Below are 18,508 nucleotides of genomic sequence, written 5' to 3' on the forward strand. Positions count from 1 at the left end.
CTCAGCCAGGGTTGCGGTCTTGCGCAGCAGACCGATGCTCTGTGCTGCAGTAAAGCCCTTTTTGGCCTGAGACCGCTTCTTCTTGCGGCAAATGAATGCCGCAATGAGCGCAGGTGACCATTTCCGAGGGGGCCGAAGCCTCTGGGGTGGAAGGCGGTTGGTCCTGCTTTGCCGCCTTGCCACGTTTGATCGCCCAGATGACCAGCAAAACCACCAACAGCAAAAACAGGTATTTCATCCCATGCGCCTCAGCAAGACTTCCATGACAAAACGCGAACCTGCGTAAGACAGGAGCAACAAACCCGCGCCAATGTAGAGCACCCGCACAGCCCTGCGGCCCCGCCAGCCCCATTGGCTGCGTCCCACCAACAAGACGGCAAAGGTGAGCCAGGACAACACAGCAAAAATGGTTTTGTGGTCCCAGCGCCAGTGGCCTTGTCCTTGGCCATAAAGCGCATCACCAAATAAGACGCCAGCGACCAAGGTGGCGGTCAGCAAAACGAAACCAGCCAGCACAAAGCGGAAGGTCAGGCGCTCCAGCGTCAAGAGGGGTACCCCACTGCTGGCGTCGTGGGCTTGACGAATATCCCTTTCTGCGCGGGTCATCATCCAGCCGTGCACCACGGCCGCCCCAAACATGCCATAAGCGGACAAACCCAAAGCCCAATGCAAAGGCAGCCAGGCAGAAGCTTGTGCGGACAGCGGGGTGCCAGGGAAAAACCAGGCCAAAACGACGGCGACTGCGCCCAAACTGCCCATGGCCCATCGTGCTTTGAATTTAGGGAAAAACTGGCTCTCTAATATGTACGCGCTCACCACCAGCCAAGCGGTCACCGAAATCGCGGGTGCAAACCCAAAGTGGACTGGGCCGACCAGCAAGCTCAACAAAGCCACGGCATGTGCGGCCCAAGCCAGCCAAAGCAGGCGACGCGCATGTGAGTGGTGCAGGCGCTCTCCCGCCAAAGCTGGCAGGCCGTAGGCCACAGCCGCCAGCACGGTGGCTGGCAGCATCCAAAATGGGGGACTCGCTAAAATCATGACACCGAGTTTAGCCTTTCAGGCGCAGCCAGTGGGGCGGCGCCAACATGCTGGACCTGAAATTTCTGGATTCCCCCCATGGCCTCCGCCCTGACCGACAAACTTTCACGCCTCGTCAAGACCCTCAGCGGACAGGCCCGCATCACCGAATCGAACGTGGCCGACATGCTGCGCGAGGTGCGCATGGCCCTGCTGGAGGCCGATGTGGCCTTGCCGGTGGTGCGCGATTTCATCGCCCGCGTGAAAGACAAGGCGCTGGGCCAGGAGGTCATGGGCTCGCTCAAGCCAGGCCAAGCCCTGGTCGGCGTGGTCAACCGCGAGCTGGCCGCCACGATGGGCGAGGGCGTGTCGGACATCAACCTGGCCGCGCAGCCGCCTGCTGTGATCTTGATGGCTGGTTTGCAAGGTGCCGGTAAAACCACCACCACCGCCAAGCTGGCCAAGCACCTGATTGAAAAGCGCAAAAAGAAAGTGCTCACCGTCTCGGGCGACGTGTACCGCCCTGCGGCGATTGAGCAGCTCAAGACCGTGACCGCACAAGCTGGGGCCGAGTGGTTCCCCAGCACGCCCGACCAAAAGCCGATCGACATCGCCCGTGCCGCCATTGATTACGCCCGCAAACACTTCTTTGATGTGTTGCTGGTCGACACCGCCGGTCGTCTGGCGATTGACGAGGCCTTGATGGCCGAGATCAAAGCCTTGCATGCCGAATTGAAACCCGTCGAAACGCTGTTTGTGGTGGATGCCATGCAGGGCCAGGACGCAGCCAACACCGCCAAGGCTTTCAGCGACGCTTTGCCGCTCACGGGCATTGTGCTGACCAAACTGGACGGTGACTCACGCGGTGGCGCGGCCCTGTCGGTGCGCCAGATCACCGGCGTGCCGATCAAGTTTGCGGGCACCAGCGAGAAGATTGATGGCCTGGAAGTGTTCGATGCCGAGCGTCACGCCGGGCGTGTCCTGGGCATGGGCGACATCGTGGCCCTGGTCGAGCAGGTCACCGCGGGTGTGGACATGGAGGCCGCGCAAAAGTTGGCCGCCAAGGTCAAGAGTGGCGGCGGCTTTGATCTGAACGACTTTTTGGCGCAGATTCAGCAGATGAAGCAAATGGGGGGCTTGTCGAGCCTGATGGACAAATTGCCCAGTCAACTGACGGCCAAAGCTGGCTCAATGGACATGGACAAGGTGGAAAAAGACATTGGCCGCAAGCAAGGCATCATCCACAGCATGACGCCGCAAGAGCGCAAAAAACCAGAACTCATCAAAGCCACACGCAAGCGCCGCATTGCTGCGGGCGCAGGTGTTCAGGTGCAAGACGTCAACCGCATGCTCAAGGAATTTGAACAAATGCAGGACATGATGAAAAAAATGTCTGGCGGCGGCATGATGAAAATGATGAAGCGCATGGGTGCCATGAAAGGCATGATGGGCGGCGGCGGGGGCTTCCCCGGCATGCCGCGCTGATTCAGTACTGGCTTGCAGGCAGCGTGACCTGCAGGCCGTCCAGTTCTGGCGTCAACATGATCTGGCACGACAGGCGGCTGCCCGCCACGCGCGTTTGGGCGGTGAAGGCCAGCATGCCGTCTTCGTCGCTGCCCATGGCTGGCAGCTTGGACTGCCAATCGCCTTGAACCACCACATGGCAGGTGGCGCAGGTCAGCAGCCCGCCGCAATCGGCTTGGATGCCATTCAGGTTGGCATCCACAGCCGCTTGCATCAGGCTTTGTCCGGTCTGCACTTGCAGGCTGTGCGCGGCTTGGGTGGGGTCGTGGGGTTGCAGGTGGATTGTGATCATCGGTGCATCGCGCGCAAACGCGCTTTTCAGGGGTTTTAAATTCGGCTGAAGTATTCGCGCTTGTGAAACTCCGTCGCATCTTCGGCTTGCACCAGGCGGTGGTGCTCGGCCCGCTTGATGGTGCTGTAGTAATCCACAAAGGGCTGGCCCATGGCCTGGCACAAGGCTGCATCTTGCTGCAGCGCTTGCACTGCATCGGCCAAAGTCGTCGGGATGGAGGCTTCCCCCGAGGCATAAGGCGTTTCGGTGGCTGGCGGTGCCTGCAGCTGCGCGTCCACCCCGTCAAGCCCCGCGTGGATTTGCGAGGCCATGTACAGATAAGGGTTGGCCGCTGGTTCGCCCAGGCGGTTTTCAATGCGGGTGGCCTTGTCGCCGGGCGCACCGATCACGCGCAGCATCGCACCCCGGTTGTCGCGGCCCCACAAAATCGACTGCGGCGCCATCGCGTTGGGCCGAAAGCGCCCATAGCCATTGCTGGTGGACGTGCACAGGGCGGTGAGTGCAGGTGCGTGACCCAGCAAACCGGCCAACCAGCCTGCGCCCGCATCGCTCAGCACCTGCTTTGCATCGCGCGCACTGCTGCCGGGCTCGGGCGTGTCGCGCATGAACACATTGCGGCCCGTGGCCAACTCGCAGACCGATTGGTGCAGGTGCCAGCCGCTGGACATGATGTGTTCAAACGGCGGGCGGCACATGTAGGTGGCGTGGTAACCGGCGCGGCGCAGGGCCTGGCGCGTGGCGTTGCGAAACAGCACCATGTGGTCGGCGGCCGTCAGCGCATCGCTCACGTCAAACACCGCCTCCACCTGGCTGGGGCCGAGTTCGATTTCGAGAGAGATCAGCGGCAGGCCCAGCGCTTGCGCGGTGCGCTGCACGATGCGCAGGGGCTCTTCGGCCCGGTCCATCCAGCCTTCGGTCAGCAGGTTGTAGCCTGGGTGGATCAAGCTGACTTCGGGCGCGGGGCCGGGCCATGCGGCACGATCCGGGTCCAGATCGTGGCCATGCAGCGGGTCTTTGAGGCGGTAGATGTGAAATTCAACTTCCAGCCCGCAGCGCATTTCCCAGCCGCGCTCGGCCAGGCGCTGCACGGCTTGCTGCATCACATGGCGCGAATCGAGCGGCACGATGCGCCCGTCGGCAAAGTAGGGCTGGCACTGCAGCCAGCCGGTTTTGTCGGCCCAGGGCAGCACATGCCAGCTGGCCGGGTCGGGCATGAGCGTGAAATTGCTGGCCCCGGCAAAGCCTGGCAGGGTGTCTTCGATGCCCGACTCGAACACCTTGAAGGCGGTGCGGTCCGAGCTGTCTTTGAGCAGCAAGGTGCTGACCATGCCGATGCCATTGGCCAGCGCTTGGCGCAGCTGCGAGGCCACGAGGGTTTTGCCACGCACCACGCCGTGCAGGTCACACCAGCCCAGGCGAATCAGCTCGATGCCCGAAGCTTCGACCTGCCGCAGCAATTGCTCACAAGCCGCTTGGCGTTCGCGGCTGTGCAGGCCGCAGCGTTCAGCGAAGCTCATGCCGCGCTCGTGTCTGTTGAGACTGGCATATCCGCCGGCAAGGCGGCATCCCACGGCGCACCGCTGCGTTTGGCGTCGCACGCTTCGCGCCACCACTGCAGCCATTGCCCGCTGGGCGCGATGCCGTCCACCGTGTCGGGGCCCATGCGCTGGCTGGCGACGGCGCCCTGCGCAAAGCCGGGTGGCACGCCCCCGGCCTGCACCGTCTCGATGGCTTTGAGCAAGATGCGGCGGTTGGCCATGATGACCTTGTCACTCGTGCCCAGGTGTTCGCGGGTGCGGTCCTGAATCGCGCCCATGCTCTCGCAGGCCCACTGGTCGTGCACATTGATGTCGTCTTCGCCCATGCCGAGGTAAGTGCGCGCCACTTGCTCTTCGGGGTTGAAGCCCCAATGGTTGTGTTTGCCTGCCTTGGGGATGTAGTCGGGCAGGGTGACCGAGGGCAGGCGCTGCTTGCGCATGGCCTCTTTGTCCACCGGCCCGGCAAAGCTGGTGAACACCGAATACCAATAGGTGTGCGTGTCGTCTACCGGCACATGCATCTGCGTGATGGTCATGGTTTCAGACAGCGGAATGACAAAAGTGTGTGGGAACAGCGAGTTGGTTACCCGCACATGCGTCAGCGCCTCGTTGATCGGGCGCAGGGCTGTTAGGCGCATGCCCGCGTCGGTGGGTTCAAACGAGATCTCGGGCTGGTCCAGTTCGCGCATCACCCGCGTCATGGGCCAGCGTTCGCCTTGCACATCGCCCGCGCTCGCGCCCCGAAACTGGCGGCCATAGCTGCCTTCGAGCGACTCGTCATTAAAAAAGCGGTGCAGGTAGGATGCGTGCGCCGGGTCAATGCCCACCTCAAACGCCTGCAGCCAGTTGCAATGCCACAGCCCTTTGAAGGCAAAGGTGTGGGTGGCCGGGGCGCTGAAAGCGTCGATGCCCGGCAGCGGCGGCGGGGTCTGGCCTTCGGGGCCGAACCAGCCAAACAGAATGCCGCTGCGCTCGATGATCGGGTAGCTGCGCTGGCGCACACGGTTGCACAGCGTGCTGCCGGTGGGCTCTGCGGGCGTTTCGATGCATTGGCCAGTCACATCGAACTTCCAGCCGTGAAAGGGGCAGCGCAGGCCATCGCCTTCGTTGCGGCCAAAGGCCAGGTCTGCGCCTCGGTGCGGGCAGTCGCGGTCGAGCAGTCCATATTCGCCCTGCGCGTTGCGAAACAGCACCAGGTCTTGGCCCAGAATGCGCACGGCTTTGACCGGGCGAATCGCCATGCGCGGGTCGAGCGTGGGATTGAATTCGTCCACCAGGGCGACGGGCTGCCAATAGTGGCGCATCACCGCGCCGCAGGGCGTGCCCGGGCCAATGCGGGTGATGAGTTCGTTTTGTTCTGCTTTCATGGGGGCCTCTGGACGACTGGTGTCCGCGTCTGATCGGTGTGTGGGCAGGTCGTTTAAAACCGCATCCATCTGTCAGTCAGTTTAAACCTCTGCGCAGGGCCTACCTGCCAACAGGCGACAGCATGCGCTGTGTCAAGTTGGGGCCAGACAGGGGGTGGCCGCTGTCGCAAAATCGGGCCCATGACACAGCTTCTTTTCATCTACGGCACCCTGATGCCTGGTTTGCGTCTCGAGACCGAAATGCACGGTGCTCGCTTTATCGGGACGGCTCAGGTGTCCGGTCGCTTGGTCGATGTGGGGCGATATCCCGGCCTGCTGCCGGGCGATGGTTCGGTTTCAGGCGAAGTCTACGAAGCGGATGACGCGCACCTGGCCCGTCTGGATGGGGTGGAAGGCGTGGTGCCCGGCGACCGCGCCGCCTCGCAATACTGGCGCGAAGAAGTGACCGTGCTCAGCGGCCCGCTGCAAGGCAAGCGTGTGCAGACCTATGTGTACAACCGCCCGACCGATGGCTGCACGCCCATCCCGCACGGCGACTACCGTCGCTACATCCGCGAAGTCGGGCGCGACTCTTGATCCCCCGTTGGTCGGCACTTTCAAATCCGACATGGACGCATCAATCGCGGATGACCAACTCCCCGCGCAGCGAGTGCGACAGGCCTTGGGTGATGCGCACATCCGCCATCTGACCGATCAGGCGGTCCATGTTCGGGCCGCCGGGGAAGTTGACCACCCGGTTGCACTCGGTGCGGCCGGCCAGCTCGGTGGCGTCCTTGCGTGAAGGGCGCTCCACCAAAATGCGCTGCACCGTGCCCACGCGGCTTTCGCCAATGCGCTGAACGTTTTCTTCGATGGTTGCTTGCAGGTGGTGCAGACGGCGCAATTTTTCGGCGTGCGGTGTGTCGTCGTGCAGGTTGGCCGCTGGCGTGCCGGGGCGAGGGCTGAAGATGAAGCTGAAACTCGTGTCAAAGCCCACATCGGTGATCAGCTTCATCATCTTGTTGAAGTCGTCCTCGGTCTCGCCGGGGAAGCCCACGATGAAGTCGCTGCTGAGCGACATGTCGGGGCGGATCGCCCGCAGCTTGCGGATCGTGCTCTTGTATTCCATGGCGGTGTAGCCGCGCTTCATGGCCATCAAGATGCGGTCAGAGCCGTGCTGCACGGGCAAGTGCAGGTGGCTCACCAGCTTGGGGATCTTTTCGTAAGCGTCGATCAGGCGCTGCGTGAACTCGTTGGGGTGGCTGGTCACGTAACGGATGCGCTCGATGCCCGGCATGTCGGCCACGTATTCCAGCAGCAAGGCAAAGTCGGCGATTTCCACAGCGCTTGTGCTGTTTGTGATGGTGTTGCCGCCCATCTTGCCCCGGTAAGCGTTCACGTTCTGGCCCAGCAATGTGATCTCTTTCACGCCCTGCGCGGCCAAGCCCGCCACTTCGACCAGCACATCGTCAAACGGGCGCGAGACTTCTTCGCCCCGGGTGTAAGGCACCACGCAATAGCTGCAGTATTTGCTGCAACCTTCCATGATCGACACAAAGGCGGTGGCGCCTTCCACCTTGGCGGGGGGCAGGTGGTCGAACTTTTCAATCTCGGGAAAGCTGATGTCCACCTGCGGGCGCTGCTTGCGCTCGCGCTCGGCCAGCAACTCGGGCAGGCGGTGCAGGGTTTGCGGGCCAAACACCACGTCCACATAAGGCGCACGCTTGATGATCTCGGCGCCTTCCTGGCTGGCCACGCAGCCACCCACGCCAATCAGCACGCCCTTGGCTTTGAGGTGCTGCACACGCCCCAAGTCGCTGAAGACCTTTTCTTGCGCCTTCTCGCGCACCGAGCAGGTGTTGAATAAAATCAGATCGGCCTCGTCCACGTCCTGTGTGGGCTCATAGCCTTGCGCTGCGCCCAGCACATCGGCCATCTTGTCCGAGTCGTACTCGTTCATCTGGCAGCCAAACGTTTTGATGAAGACCTTCTTGCTCATGCGGCCTCCGCGGCGTTCAGGGAGGTGATGAAGTCAAGGCAAAGCAAAGCACGCCCCTCAAGGGCCAAAGTGCAGCGGTTCATGGTGTAGATCCAGAGGCTGTGAAAAAGAAAAGCGCAGATGCGCTTTGGAAGTGGGCGATTATCGCAGGCGAGCGTTTGCTCAGTTGTCCGTGCTTTCAGCCGCCTTGGGTTTGAAAAACATCGGATACGCCCTTTGCACCGTCGGGCTGTCATAGGCCCAGCTGTGGCACTGGCCCAGAAAATAGGGCGCTTGGGTCATTTCGGGGTGGGGCTGGCCCGCCAGTTCGCGGCGCTGCCATTGGCCTGAGGGCAGGGTTTGGTAAGCGGCCGTGGCCATGTTGAACAACATTTCGCGCAGGTGAGTGCAGCCGTCGGTGCCGCCCACATGTTGGTTGATGACCTTGCGCCAGCCCGGGCCCATGGTGCAGCCGATGAGTTTGTGCATGTTGTGTGGCGCGCCGGTGCATTCGGTGTGGGGGATGTCGTCCATCGAGGTGGCGATGTCCTGGATGACCATTTGGTTGTTGAGCGTGACGCGGATTTTCAGGTTATGGATGGGCTCATCGCCAGGAAAAAGCCGTTCGTTGGGCACCTGGAAGCCGAAGGTCTTGACGTCCGTCAGTTGGGCTTCGATGTCCCACAAGCCATCTTCGCGGTCATAGCCTTGGTACACCACGGTTCGCGTATGTGACAGTTTTCGGGGGGGTGCTGGGGGTAGTGCCAATGGAATTCTCGCGGGTCTGGTGTTCAATGCTCCGATCATATCGATGCAGGAGCCTTCACGATGACCGCCACCATGTCCACCGCCGTTCACCCCGCTGTTCGCCGCCAGACCATTGCCGATGCTTTGCGCCGCACCGCGATCCGATTGCCTGCCAAAACCGGCATCGTGTGCGGGGCCACCACCTGGACCTATGCCGAGTTCGATGCGCTGGTCACGCGCCTGGCCGCAGGCCTGGCCCGCATCGGCGTGGCCGAGGGCGACAAGGTGGCGGTGCTGGCGCGCAACTCGCACGGTTTTGCGGCGCTGCGCTTTGCACTGGCCCGCCGGGGCGCGGTCATGGTGCCGATCAACTTCATGCTCAAGGCCGAAGAGGTCGCTTACATCTTGCGTCACGCGGGTGCCCAAACCCTGGCCACCGACAGCGGCTTGGCCGAGCTGGCGCAGTCTGCCGCCAAACTCGACACCAAAGTTGAGCAGTTCATCTGGCTGCCCTCCGAAGACCCGAGCCAGCCTGTGGCGGGCATGCACAACTTTGATGTGCTGGCGTCTTGCACCGATGCATTGCCCGAGGTGCAATTGGGCAGTTACGACGTGGCGCAAATCGTGTACACCAGCGGCACCGAGTCGAGCCCCAAAGGCGCACAGCTCACACATGACGCGGTGATGTGGCAATACGTCAGCTGCGTGATCGACGCCGAAATTGCCGAGGCCGACGTGGCCCTGCATGCGCTGCCGCTGTACCACTGCGCCCAGCTCGATGTGTTTTTTGGCCCGGCCGTTTACATGGGCAGCACCAACGTCATCACCTCCAAACCCACGCCCGACAACCTCTTGCCCATGCTCGAAAAATTCGGCATCACCAGCTTCTTTGCACCGCCCACGGTGTGGATTGCGCTGCTGCGCTCGCCGCTGATGGATGCGGGCAAACTCGCCCAACTGGCCAAGGGCTACTACGGTGCCTCCATCATGCCGGTGGAGGTGCTCAAAGAATTGGCCTCGCGCTTGCCCAAGGTGCGCTTATGGAACCTGTATGGCCAGACTGAAATCGCACCCCTGGCCACCTTGCTCGGCCCAGAGGATCAGCTGCGCAAGCTGGGTTCATGTGGCAAGGCGGTGCGCAACGTCGAAACCCGTGTGGTGAATGACGCCATGCAGGACGTCGCTGTGGGCGAGGTGGGCGAGATCGTGCACCGCTCGCCGCATTTGATGCTGGGTTACTTTCATGACGACGAGCGCACCCAAGCTTCTTTTGAGGGTGACTGGTTCCACAGCGGAGACTTGGGGCTCATCGACGAAGAGGGTTACATCACCGTGGTGGACCGCAAGAAAGACATGATCAAGTCCGGCGGTGAAAACGTGGCCAGCCGCGAAGTCGAGGAAATGATTTACCGCCTGCCGCAAGTGAGCGAAGTGGCGGTGATTGGTTTGCCTGACCCCAAGTGGGTGGAGGCGGTGACGGCGGTGATCGTGGTCAAGGCTGGGCAGGCGCTGGACGAATCTGCCGTGATCGCGCACTGCGCCCAACACATGGCGGGCTTCAAGACGCCTAAGCGCGTGGTCTTCACCGATGCGCTGCCCAAAAACCCCAGCGGCAAACTGCTCAAGCGGGATTTGCGGGTGCGCTACGCGTGACACAGACTGCCACGATGCTGCGCTCCTCGCAGTGACAGGAAAATTCTGCGATCGCGCGATTCTCGGCACGCATTCCCCACAACCAAGGGAAATCCCTGATGAAATGTCCTGTGCATAAGACCTGAATGTCCTATTGACAGGACAATGGGACTGTTCCACGATCACGGTCATGGATGCCCATCTGCCTTTGCCCAAGTACCACCAGATCTATTTGGTGCTGCGTGAGCAATTGCGCGAGGGCCGTTTTGACGACGGTTTGCCCGGTGAGTTGGCCTTGATGGGGCAGTTTGGTGTGGCGCGTGTCACCGTGCGCCGAGCCTTGTCGCAATTGGCCGAAGAAGGCCTGATTCAGCGCGAGCCTGGGCGCGGCACACGGCCCATTGCGGCGCGTGCGCAAGAGGTGCAGATGCAGGCCTCGACCATGGCCACAGGCCAGCAGGCCCGCCTGACGGGTTTGCTCGAGAACCTGGTCACCATGGGCATGCGCACCAAAGTCAAGGTGCTGAGCGTGGAGCGCATGAGGGCACCCGTAGATGTCGCTGCAGCATTGAAGTTGCCCGCCATGACCATGGTGCAAAAAGCCGAACGCGTGCGCAGCACACCCGAGGGTCCTCTGTCGCACATCACCACTTGGGTGCCAGATTCGATTTCTGCTGGCTTTGGCAAGCGAGAGCTGGCCCAAAAACCCATTTTGGTGCTGCTCGAAGAGTCGGGCGTCAAAGTGGGCCGGGCTGAACAAACCATCTCGGCCCGCTTGGCCGATGTGGGCATGGCCCAGCATCTGGATGTTTCCGTTGGGTCGGCCTTGTTGGCGGTCCGGCGTTTGATTTATGACGAGGACGACCGTCCCGTCCAATGGCTGCATGGCTTGTACCGACCGGACCGGTACGAATACCAGATGCAGTTATCCCGCGTTGGCAGCATCGATGCCAAGGTGTGGGTAAGCCAAGAGCTGTCCGCCAACTTCCATTAACTTTCTCAAGGATGTTCTCATGACCTCACGTCGCACTTTCATGGGCCAGTCCGCTGCTGCGGCCTCGGCTCTCGCCTTTCCACTGGTGGGCGGGGCACAGCCCAAACCCATCAAAGTGGGTGTTTTGCACCCTGTGACTGGTGCTTTGGCTTACTCGGGCCAGCAGTGCCGCATGGGCGCCTTGATGGCCATTGAAGACATCAACAAGGCCGGCGGCATCAAGTCGCTGGGCGGCGCCAAAATCGAAGCCATGCTGGGCGATGCGCAGTCCAGCCCCCAAGCGGGCACAGCCGAGATCGAAAAGATGAACGAAGCGGGCGTGAGCGCCGTGGTCGGTGCCTTCGCCTCGGCCATTTGCCTGGCCACCACACAAGCGGCTGCCAAATACAACTTGCCCCATGTGGTCGACGTCGGCGTGGCCGACCAGATCGTCGAGCGCGGCCTGAAAAACACATTCCGATTCGGCCCTGGCTACAAAAAATGCGCCGAAGTGGCTGTGGCCAGCTTGCACGCCCTGAACACCGCTGCCGGCAAGCCCGCCCGCACCGTGATGATCGTGCACGAAGAATCGTTGTTTGGCACCGGCACCGCCAACTTGCTGGCCAAAGAGCTGCCTGGCTACGGTTACGAAGTCAAGGAAATCATCAAGCACGCCAACCCCACGCGTGACTTCAACAACATTGCGCTGCGCATCAAGCAGGTCAACCCCGACATCCTGATCCCGGCCAACTACTACAACGAATACGCTTTGCTGGTGCGCACTTTGCAGCAGCAAAAAATCACACCCAAGGCCATCTACTCGGTGCTGGGTGGTGCGGCGTCGAGCTACAAGTTCGTCAAGGAATTCCCAGAAGCGGCCAACGGCATCATCGACTGCAACCACTGGTTCAACCCCAAAGACAAGCGCTCGGCCGAGTTGCGCAAGCGCGTGGAAGCGCAGGGCCAGTTCTTCAGCTACGAAGTGTTCATGACCTACACCGCCATGATGCTGCTGGCCGATGCGATCGAGCGCGCCAAGTCGCCCGACCGCGCCGCCATCATCGACGCGCTGGCTTCGAGCAAGTTCCAAAACCACATCATGCCCTATGGTCCCACACAGTTTGTGAATGGCCAGAACATGGGTGCACAGCCTTTGATGACCCAGGTTTACAAAGGCGACATCAAGGTGATCGTGCCACGCGACTACCGCGAAGTTGAGCCTGTTTTCCCGCTCAAGGGCTGAGCTGCGCTGACCTGAAAGACCCCGATGCTGGACTTCAACATCCTGTTTCCTTCGGTGCTCAACGGCATCACCACCGGTGCCGTGTATGCGCTGATCGCGCTGGGCCTCACGCTCATTTATGGCGTGCTGCACATCATCAATTTCGCGCACGGCGCGTCATTGATGGTGGCGCTGTATGGCGTTTACATGCTGAAGCAACACTTCGGGGTCGATCCCTACATGGCCCTGCCCATCATGGTGCCCGCCATGTTTGTGCTGGGCTACGCGCTGCAGCGCGGCGTCATCAACCGCGCCAGCCACGGCAAGGATGAAAACATCCTGCTCGTCACGCTGGGCATCTCCATCGTGCTCGAAAACCTGGCGCTCTTGTTCTTCAAGTCCGACACGCGCACCATTGAAACGGCCTACACCTTGACCACCGTCGAGATTGGCCCGGCCTTCATCGCGCTGCCCAAGCTGGTGTCCTTTGCCGGTGCCTTGGTCGTGTCGGCGGTGTTGCTGCTGATCGTGCAGAAAACCGATTTGGGGCGTGCCATTCGTGCGGTGTCCAAAGAAAAACAAGGTGCCCGCTTGATGGGCATCGATGTGGACCATGTGTACGCCATGTGCTTTGGTTTGGGTCTGGCCAGCCTGGGCGCTGCGGCCTGCTTTTTGATGCCGGCCTATTACGTCAACCCGCAGGTGGGCAACGGTTTTGTGCTGGTGGCCTTCACCATCGTGGTGCTGGGCGGTATGGGCAGTTTTGCCGGGGCTTTGCTGGGCGGTTTGCTCATTGGCGTGGTTGAGTCATTGGGCGGTTTGCTGCTGGGTGAATCGCTGGGCCAGGTGGGTATTTTTGTGATTTTCATTGCGGTGCTGTTGCTCAGACCGCAAGGATTTTTTGGAGCGAAGGCATGAAAGACTTTCGCAACATCGCACTGTTTGTGCTGCTGGTGGGGGCGGTGCCCTTGTTCACCGATTCGGGCGTGATGCTCAACTTTGTCATGACGTCTTTGTACGCCTGCTTGCTCTCGCAAGCCTGGAACGTGCTGGGCGGTTTTGGCGGGCAGTTTTCGTTTGGCCATGCTTTGTTTTTTGGCACTGGCGCTTATGTGCAGGCGATTGCCCAAATGCAGTGGGGCCTGAGCCCCTGGGTGGCTTTGCCGCTGGCCATGGCTTTTGCAGCGGGGGTGGGCGCTTTTGTGGGCGCGGCCTCGTTCCGTTATGGCCTCAAGGGTTCTTACTTTGCGCTGGTCACGCTGGCCTTTGCTGAAGTGTTCCGAATTCTGGCCACCTCGGTGCCCTTCACGGGCGCTGGCGTGGGCCTGATGCTGCCGCTCAAAGAGTCGGCGGCCAACATGCAGTTTGGCAGCCGCGCCGGCTTCATCTGGCTCATGCTGGGTCTGGTCACGCTGGCGCTGTGCATCACCGCTTGGCTGCGTCACTCGCGCTTTGGCGCTTACCTGCAGGCGGTGCGCGACAACGAAGACGCGGCGCGCGCCATTGGCGTGAACCCCTTCAGTGTCAAGCTGATCGCGACCATTTTGTCGGGCGGACTGATGGGCGCAGCCGGGGCGTTTTATGTCCAGGTGTTCCAGTACATCGATCCCGGCATTGCCTTTGGGGCACACACCTCGGTCGAGGCTCTGGTGGGTGCGATCGTGGGTGGCATGGGCACGCTGTGGGGGCCGCTCTTGGGGGCGGTGAGCCTGCACATCCTGGCAGACGTCACACGCAACCTGTTTGGTCAGTTGCCGGGCATCAACATGGTCATTTATGGCGTGGTGCTGATTGTGATCGTGATGTTCTTGCCGCGCGGCATTGCCGGGTTGGGCACCATCACGCCGCTGCAGTGGCTGCGCGGTCAAAAGTCTGACGGAGACAAATCATGAGCACGCTGCTGCAGATCGAGGGCGTGGGCAAGTCTTTTGGCGGCTTGAAGGCCGTGCAAAACGTGAGCCTGTCGGTGACCGAGGGGCGCCTCAGCGCCTTGATCGGTCCCAATGGCGCTGGCAAAACCACTTTGTTTGCGCTCATGTCGGGCTTCCTCATTCCCGACACGGGCCGTGTGGTGTTTGCAGGTCAGGACATCACCGGCCAGCCGCCGCACATCAATGCCCGCATGGGCCTGACGCGCACTTTCCAGATCGTGCAGCCTTTTGCGGCGCAAACGGTGCGCGAGAACATCGCGGTGGGCGCGCACCTGCATTTGCCACGCCGTGCGCAGGCGCTTGAATTTGCCGAGTCGGTGGCGCAACAAGTGGGCCTGACACCGCAACTCGATAAGTTGGCCAGCGACCTGACGGTGGCGGGGCGCAAGCGCCTGGAGCTGGCCCGGGCATTGGCCACGCGCCCTCGCTTGCTGCTGCTGGACGAGGTGCTGGCAGGCCTGAACCCGCAAGAAATCGCCGAGATGATCCCGGTGGTGCAGGGCATTGCCCAAAGCGGCGTGACGGTGCTGATGATCGAGCACGTCATGCAAGCGGTGATGAGCTTGGCGCAAGAGGTGTGGGTGCTGGCGCAAGGGCAGCTGATTGCCCAAGGCTCACCCGCTGAAGTGACGAACAACAAAGCCGTGGTCGAGGCTTATCTGGGCCACGGCACGGCCGAGCGTTTGCAAAAGAACGCGGCCCAAGCCAAAACAGCGCAGGAGGTTCAGGCATGAGCGCTTTGTTGAATGTGCAGGGCCTCAAATCGGGCTACGGCGTGGTCGAGGTCTTGCGAGGTGTGGACCTGCAGGTCATGCCCGGTGAGTTGGTGGCGCTTTTGGGCAGCAATGGCGCTGGCAAGACCACTCTCAACCACACGCTCAGCGGCCTGGTGGCCACGCGTGCGGGGCAAGTGGGCTTTGACGGTCAGGACATCACCGGTCTGCATTCGCGCCAGGTGGTCAAGCACGGTTTGATTCAGGTGCCCGAAGGCCGCAAGGTCTTCCCCAATCTGAGCGTGCACGAGAACCTGGAGCTGGGGGCCTTCACCCGAGGCCGTGAGCGCAAGCTGCAAAACCTGGACAAGGTTTATGAAACCTTTCCGCGATTGAAAGAGCGCGTGGCGCAGCTGGCCGGTACGTTGAGTGGCGGGGAGCAGCAGATGTTGGCGATTGGCCGGGGCCTGATGGCCGAGCCGCGCTTGTTGATTCTGGACGAGCCCTCGCTGGGTTTGTCCCCGCTGTTGGTGGAAGAGTTGTTTGGACTGATCTCGCAGTTGCGCAGCAGTGGCTTGGCCATCTTGCTGGTGGAGCAAAACGTGGGCCAGTCCTTGGACATCGCCGATCGTGCGTACGTGATGGAAAACGGCGAGATCCGCTTCACCGGCACACCGGCCGAGTTGTTGGCCAGTGACACGCTCAGGCAAGCCTATTTGGGCATGTGAGCGCAGCACCAGGCCAAGGCAATGCACGCCGGGCACTGAAGCCGGTGGTTTGAACCGCATTTTTTGACACAGAGGACATCCCATGGCACGCACACCTCAAACCAAAAACACACCAGCGACGGCACGACGCGCCTTGGTCATGAGCGCGGCGTTGGCCTGTTTCGGGCTGGCCGGTTGGGCCCATGCCCAACCGCAGCCGCCCATCAAAATATTGGTGGGCGCGCCCGCGGGCGGTACCACCGACACCATGGCCCGCACATTGGCACAGGTGATGGGCACGCAACTGGGCCGCACCGTGGTGGTCGAGAACAAACCTGGCGCAGGTGGCAACCTGGCCGCCGACGCTGTGGCCAAGGCCGCGCCCGATGGCAACACGCTGCTCATGAGCTTCACCAGCCATGCCATCAATGCCTCGCTCTACCCCAGTTTGCCGTTCGACCCGGTGAAAGATTTCACGCCCTTGACCATGGTGTCGACTTCGCCATCGATTCTGGTCGCCCACCCCAAAGTACCTGCCAACAATGCGGCTGAGCTGGTCAAGCTGGCCAAGGCCAAGCCGGGTCAGCTGAACTTTGCCATTGGCGCTTTGGGCTCGTCCCTGCACATGGCGGGCGATGCGTTCAAGATGCAGGCGGGGGTGTTCATCGTCAACATCCCTTACCGGGGTACGGCCCCTGCGGTGCAAGACGTGCTGGCCGGTCAGGTGGAACTGATGTTTGCGGCGGTGGGTAATGTGCAGTCGCATATCAAGGCGGGCAAACTCAAGGCCTTGGGGGTGACCAGCCCCAAGCGCCTGGCAGCTTTCCCCGATGTGCCCGCCATTGGCGAGAGCCTGCCGGGTTATGAGTCCAGCGCCTGGTTTGGCCTGTTTGGCCCGAGCCGAATGAGCCCCGATGTGGCCAAAAAGTTGGCCGATGCAGCCCGTGCGGCCGTGCAATCGCCCGAGGTCAAGCGCCGCATCGAGCACGAGGGGGCCACGCCTGTGGGCAACAGCCCGGAAGAATTCGCCCGCTTTGTTGACAGCGAGATCGTGCGCTGGCGCAAGGTGGTGCAGTACGCCGGAGCGAAACCCGAATGAGCGCCGCTGTCTCTGAAACCTTGGCGCAAAAACTCATCGCCCGCGCTGCAGGCCGTGCCCACGTGGCCGTGGGCGAGGTGGTCACCTGCAAGGTGGACCTGGCCATGTTCCATGACTCATCCGGCCCGCGCCGCTTGAAACCCATGCTCGACGAGCTGGGCGCTGAGATTTGGGACACCAACAAAGTGGTGCTGGTGTTGGACCACTATGTGCCCGCACAAGACGCGGACGCGCAGCAAATCGTGCAGATCGCGCGCGACACGGCCAAACAATGGCAACTGCCGCATGTGATCGACAGCGAGGGCATTTGCCATGTGGTGCTGCCCGAGCGCGGGCATTTGAAGCCCGGCATGTTTTGCGTGGGTGGCGACTCGCATTCGCCCACGGGCGGTGCCTTTGGCAGCTACATGTTTGGCATCGGCGCGACCGAGATGCTGGGCGTGTGCGTCACCGGTGAAATTTGGGTGCAGGTGCCGCGCACCTTGCGCATGCATTGGTCAGGCCGTCTGCAGCGCGGTGTGTCGGCCAAGGACATGATGCTGCACATGGTGGGGCGTTTTGGCATGAACGGTGGCCAATACCAAGCGGTGGAATTTGCCGGACCTGCTGTGCAAGCACTGAGCATGGCCGAGCGCATGACGCTGTCCAACATGAGCGCCGAGATGGGCGCGCAGGCGGGGCTGATTGCTGCCGACGAGACCACCTTGCAGTATTTGCGCAGCATGGGCGTGGCTCCTGAGCATTTGGCTGGGGCCGAGCAATGGTGTACCGATGAAGACGCCGAGTTTGAACAGCACAGCTTTGATGCGAGCACCCTCAGCCCGCAAGTGGCTGCGCCGCACAGCCCGGCCAACACGCGAGATGTTGGTGAGTTTGCCGATGTGCAGCCGAATATCGCCTACATCGGCGCCTGCACCGGGGCCAAGCTCGAAGACCTGCGTGCTGCCGCTTCGGTGCTCAAGGGCCAGCGCGTGGCTGCGGGTGTGCAGCTCATGGTGGCACCCGCCAGCGCTCGTGAACAAGCCCAGGCCACACAAGAAGGTGTGATGCAAACCTTGCTGGACGCTGGGGCCACCGTGCTGCCCAACAGCTGCGGCGCGTGTGCAGGTTATGGCGCGACGTTCCCAGAAGGCTCCACCGTGATCTCCACCACCGCCCGCAATTTCAAGGGCCGTATGGGTCCGGCCAGCGTGAATGTGTATTTGGCCTCGCCCTACACCGTGGCCGCTTCGGCTTTGCGTGGACGCATCAGCGACGCACGCGAGGTGCTGGCATGAACAAGCGCAGTTTCCAAAACGCACGCGTTTGGCGTGTGGGGCCCGATGTGGACACCGATGCGCTGGCCCCCGGCGCCTACATGAAGCACGGGCTGGAAGTGATTGGCTGGCATTGTTTGGAGGCGGTGCGCAGTGACTTCGCTTCGGGTGTGAAAGAGGGTGATGTGATCGTGGCCGGAGCCAACTTTGGCATCGGCTCTTCACGCGAACAAGCCGCAGGCGTGTTGCGGCACCTGGGCCTGGCGGCGGTGATTGCACCGTCGTACAGCGGCCTGTATTTCCGCAACGCTTTCAACTTGGGTTTGTTGCTGCTGACCTGCCCCGAGGCCGACAAGATCGAAGAGGGTGAGCGCGTGGGCGTGACGTTGGAAGGCGACAAGCCTTGGGTGGTTCGCGCCAATGGCCAACGCTTGGCTTGCGCCGCTATCCCTGATTTTTTGATGGACATGGTCGATGCCGGTGGCTTGTTGCCCCTGCTCAAACAAAGAAAGCCCGCATGAACCCGATTGAAC

At 61.7% G+C, this 18,508-nt stretch carries 19 protein-coding genes; 12 read left to right on the forward strand and 7 right to left on the reverse strand.

Annotation, left to right across the window (positions count from 1 at the left end; genetic code table 11):
• Nucleotide 1: 1 nt before the first annotated feature.
• Nucleotides 2–238 carry a PP0621 family protein gene (locus ACZ5SR_RS04130; RefSeq protein ID WP_464450307.1) on the reverse strand — a complete coding sequence of 79 codons (237 nt, stop codon included), beginning with the start codon at nt 236–238 and terminating at the stop codon, nt 2–4.
• The gene (locus ACZ5SR_RS04135) at nt 235–1,011 is read right to left on the reverse strand and encodes a cytochrome C assembly family protein (RefSeq protein WP_464450308.1); all 777 of its coding nucleotides are present in this window, start codon (nt 1,009–1,011) and stop codon (nt 235–237) included. Before ACZ5SR_RS04135 ends, ACZ5SR_RS04130 begins: the two co-directional genes overlap by 4 nt.
• Before the next feature lie 105 nt (nt 1,012–1,116).
• On the opposite strand from ACZ5SR_RS04135, the gene ffh reads away from it, so the two are divergent.
• Nucleotides 1,117–2,502: a signal recognition particle protein gene (gene ffh / locus ACZ5SR_RS04140; protein ID WP_464450309.1), complete on the forward strand. Its 1,386-nt coding sequence runs from the start codon at nt 1,117–1,119 to the stop codon at nt 2,500–2,502.
• Nucleotide 2,503: 1 nt separating this feature from the next.
• Here the strand turns inward: ffh and ACZ5SR_RS04145 are convergent, their stop codons facing one another.
• The 3 genes from ACZ5SR_RS04145 to ACZ5SR_RS04155 are packed head-to-tail and all read right to left on the reverse strand — an operon-like array spanning nt 2,504 to nt 5,738.
• On the reverse strand, nt 2,504–2,833 hold the full coding sequence (locus tag ACZ5SR_RS04145; RefSeq protein WP_464450310.1) for a 2Fe-2S iron-sulfur cluster-binding protein: 330 nt from the start codon (nt 2,831–2,833) through the stop codon (nt 2,504–2,506).
• 35 nt (nt 2,834–2,868) lie between these two features.
• Nucleotides 2,869–4,350: a glutamine synthetase family protein gene (locus ACZ5SR_RS04150; protein WP_464450311.1), complete on the reverse strand. Its 1,482-nt coding sequence runs from the start codon at nt 4,348–4,350 to the stop codon at nt 2,869–2,871.
• Complete coding sequence (locus ACZ5SR_RS04155; RefSeq protein WP_464450312.1) at nt 4,347–5,738, reverse strand: Rieske 2Fe-2S domain-containing protein; 1,392 nt, start codon at nt 5,736–5,738, stop codon at nt 4,347–4,349. The genes ACZ5SR_RS04150 and ACZ5SR_RS04155 overlap by 4 nt, the downstream gene beginning before the upstream one ends.
• 180 nt (nt 5,739–5,918) lie before the next feature.
• Between ACZ5SR_RS04155 and ACZ5SR_RS04160 the strand changes: the two genes are divergently transcribed.
• Nucleotides 5,919–6,314: a gamma-glutamylcyclotransferase family protein gene (locus ACZ5SR_RS04160; RefSeq protein ID WP_464450313.1), complete on the forward strand. Its 396-nt coding sequence runs from the start codon at nt 5,919–5,921 to the stop codon at nt 6,312–6,314.
• Nucleotides 6,315–6,354: 40 nt separating this feature from the next.
• Here the strand turns inward: ACZ5SR_RS04160 and miaB are convergent, their stop codons facing one another.
• Together miaB and ACZ5SR_RS04170 are read right to left on the reverse strand one after the other, a co-directional pair.
• On the reverse strand, nt 6,355–7,716 hold the full coding sequence (gene miaB, locus ACZ5SR_RS04165; RefSeq protein WP_464450314.1) for a tRNA (N6-isopentenyl adenosine(37)-C2)-methylthiotransferase MiaB: 1,362 nt from the start codon (nt 7,714–7,716) through the stop codon (nt 6,355–6,357).
• Nucleotides 7,717–7,878: 162 nt separating this feature from the next.
• Complete coding sequence (locus ACZ5SR_RS04170) at nt 7,879–8,415, reverse strand: DUF2889 domain-containing protein (RefSeq protein WP_464451143.1); 537 nt, start codon at nt 8,413–8,415, stop codon at nt 7,879–7,881.
• Nucleotides 8,416–8,523: 108 nt separating this feature from the next.
• Here ACZ5SR_RS04170 and ACZ5SR_RS04175 point away from each other — a divergent pair, with 108 nt between their 5' ends.
• The 10 genes from ACZ5SR_RS04175 (at nt 8,524) to ACZ5SR_RS04220 (ending at nt 18,496) form a co-directional block, all read left to right on the forward strand.
• Nucleotides 8,524–10,095 carry an acyl-CoA synthetase gene (locus tag ACZ5SR_RS04175; protein WP_464450316.1) on the forward strand — a complete coding sequence of 524 codons (1,572 nt, stop codon included), beginning with the start codon at nt 8,524–8,526 and terminating at the stop codon, nt 10,093–10,095.
• 169 nt (nt 10,096–10,264) lie between these two features.
• Nucleotides 10,265–11,068, forward strand: a complete 804-nt coding sequence (locus ACZ5SR_RS04180) for a GntR family transcriptional regulator (RefSeq protein ID WP_464450317.1) — start codon at nt 10,265–10,267, stop codon at nt 11,066–11,068.
• A 19-nt stretch (nt 11,069–11,087) separates the two neighbouring features.
• Nucleotides 11,088–12,290 carry an ABC transporter substrate-binding protein gene (locus tag ACZ5SR_RS04185; protein WP_464450318.1) on the forward strand — a complete coding sequence of 401 codons (1,203 nt, stop codon included), beginning with the start codon at nt 11,088–11,090 and terminating at the stop codon, nt 12,288–12,290.
• 24 nt (nt 12,291–12,314) lie between these two features.
• The gene (locus ACZ5SR_RS04190) at nt 12,315–13,187 is read left to right on the forward strand and encodes a branched-chain amino acid ABC transporter permease (protein ID WP_053170744.1); all 873 of its coding nucleotides are present in this window, start codon (nt 12,315–12,317) and stop codon (nt 13,185–13,187) included.
• A complete protein-coding gene (locus ACZ5SR_RS04195) occupies nt 13,184–14,161 on the forward strand; it encodes a branched-chain amino acid ABC transporter permease (protein WP_464450319.1) in 978 nt (325 codons plus the stop codon). The genes ACZ5SR_RS04190 and ACZ5SR_RS04195 overlap by 4 nt, the downstream gene beginning before the upstream one ends.
• Complete coding sequence (locus tag ACZ5SR_RS04200) at nt 14,158–14,934, forward strand: ABC transporter ATP-binding protein (protein ID WP_464450320.1); 777 nt, start codon at nt 14,158–14,160, stop codon at nt 14,932–14,934. The genes ACZ5SR_RS04195 and ACZ5SR_RS04200 overlap by 4 nt, the downstream gene beginning before the upstream one ends.
• Nucleotides 14,931–15,641 carry an ABC transporter ATP-binding protein gene (locus tag ACZ5SR_RS04205; RefSeq protein WP_464450321.1) on the forward strand — a complete coding sequence of 237 codons (711 nt, stop codon included), beginning with the start codon at nt 14,931–14,933 and terminating at the stop codon, nt 15,639–15,641. Before ACZ5SR_RS04200 ends, ACZ5SR_RS04205 begins: the two co-directional genes overlap by 4 nt.
• A 139-nt stretch (nt 15,642–15,780) precedes the next feature.
• The gene (locus ACZ5SR_RS04210; RefSeq protein WP_464451012.1) at nt 15,781–16,719 is read left to right on the forward strand and encodes a Bug family tripartite tricarboxylate transporter substrate binding protein; all 939 of its coding nucleotides are present in this window, start codon (nt 15,781–15,783) and stop codon (nt 16,717–16,719) included.
• Nucleotides 16,716–17,996: a 3-isopropylmalate dehydratase large subunit gene (locus tag ACZ5SR_RS04215; RefSeq protein WP_464450322.1), complete on the forward strand. Its 1,281-nt coding sequence runs from the start codon at nt 16,716–16,718 to the stop codon at nt 17,994–17,996. The genes ACZ5SR_RS04210 and ACZ5SR_RS04215 overlap by 4 nt, the downstream gene beginning before the upstream one ends.
• On the forward strand, nt 17,993–18,496 hold the full coding sequence (locus ACZ5SR_RS04220) for a LeuD/DmdB family oxidoreductase small subunit (protein ID WP_464450323.1): 504 nt from the start codon (nt 17,993–17,995) through the stop codon (nt 18,494–18,496). The genes ACZ5SR_RS04215 and ACZ5SR_RS04220 overlap by 4 nt, the downstream gene beginning before the upstream one ends.
• Nucleotides 18,497–18,508 lie beyond the last annotated feature (12 nt).

The sequence above is a fragment of the Limnohabitans sp. TEGF002 genome, from assembly GCF_055395845.1.

What these genes read in the sequence shown, in the direction of transcription:
- ACZ5SR_RS04180 (WP_464450317.1), top strand. Translation starts at nt 10,265, where the DNA reads ATGGATGCCCATCTGCCTTTGCCCAAGTACCACCAGATCTATTTGGTG.
- ACZ5SR_RS04215 (WP_464450322.1), top strand. Translation starts at nt 16,716, where the DNA reads ATGAGCGCCGCTGTCTCTGAAACCTTGGCGCAAAAACTCATCGCCCGC.
- ACZ5SR_RS04205 (WP_464450321.1), top strand. Translation starts at nt 14,931, where the DNA reads ATGAGCGCTTTGTTGAATGTGCAGGGCCTCAAATCGGGCTACGGCGTG.
- ACZ5SR_RS04220 (WP_464450323.1), top strand. Translation starts at nt 17,993, where the DNA reads ATGAACAAGCGCAGTTTCCAAAACGCACGCGTTTGGCGTGTGGGGCCC.
- ACZ5SR_RS04175 (WP_464450316.1), top strand. Translation starts at nt 8,524, where the DNA reads ATGACCGCCACCATGTCCACCGCCGTTCACCCCGCTGTTCGCCGCCAG.
- ACZ5SR_RS04200 (WP_464450320.1), top strand. Translation starts at nt 14,158, where the DNA reads ATGAGCACGCTGCTGCAGATCGAGGGCGTGGGCAAGTCTTTTGGCGGC.
- ffh (WP_464450309.1), top strand. Translation starts at nt 1,117, where the DNA reads ATGGCCTCCGCCCTGACCGACAAACTTTCACGCCTCGTCAAGACCCTC.
- ACZ5SR_RS04210 (WP_464451012.1), top strand. Translation starts at nt 15,781, where the DNA reads ATGAGCGCGGCGTTGGCCTGTTTCGGGCTGGCCGGTTGGGCCCATGCC.
- ACZ5SR_RS04135 (WP_464450308.1), bottom strand. Translation starts at nt 1,011, where the DNA reads ATGCTGCCAGCCACCGTGCTGGCGGCTGTGGCCTACGGCCTGCCAGCT.
- ACZ5SR_RS04155 (WP_464450312.1), bottom strand. Translation starts at nt 5,738, where the DNA reads ATGAAAGCAGAACAAAACGAACTCATCACCCGCATTGGCCCGGGCACG.
- miaB (WP_464450314.1), bottom strand. Translation starts at nt 7,716, where the DNA reads ATGAGCAAGAAGGTCTTCATCAAAACGTTTGGCTGCCAGATGAACGAG.
- ACZ5SR_RS04130 (WP_464450307.1), bottom strand. Translation starts at nt 238, where the DNA reads ATGAAATACCTGTTTTTGCTGTTGGTGGTTTTGCTGGTCATCTGGGCG.
- ACZ5SR_RS04195 (WP_464450319.1), top strand. Translation starts at nt 13,184, where the DNA reads ATGAAAGACTTTCGCAACATCGCACTGTTTGTGCTGCTGGTGGGGGCG.
- ACZ5SR_RS04190 (WP_053170744.1), top strand. Translation starts at nt 12,315, where the DNA reads ATGCTGGACTTCAACATCCTGTTTCCTTCGGTGCTCAACGGCATCACC.
- ACZ5SR_RS04145 (WP_464450310.1), bottom strand. Translation starts at nt 2,833, where the DNA reads ATGATCACAATCCACCTGCAACCCCACGACCCCACCCAAGCCGCGCAC.
- ACZ5SR_RS04185 (WP_464450318.1), top strand. Translation starts at nt 11,088, where the DNA reads ATGACCTCACGTCGCACTTTCATGGGCCAGTCCGCTGCTGCGGCCTCG.
- ACZ5SR_RS04150 (WP_464450311.1), bottom strand. Translation starts at nt 4,350, where the DNA reads ATGAGCTTCGCTGAACGCTGCGGCCTGCACAGCCGCGAACGCCAAGCG.
- ACZ5SR_RS04160 (WP_464450313.1), top strand. Translation starts at nt 5,919, where the DNA reads ATGACACAGCTTCTTTTCATCTACGGCACCCTGATGCCTGGTTTGCGT.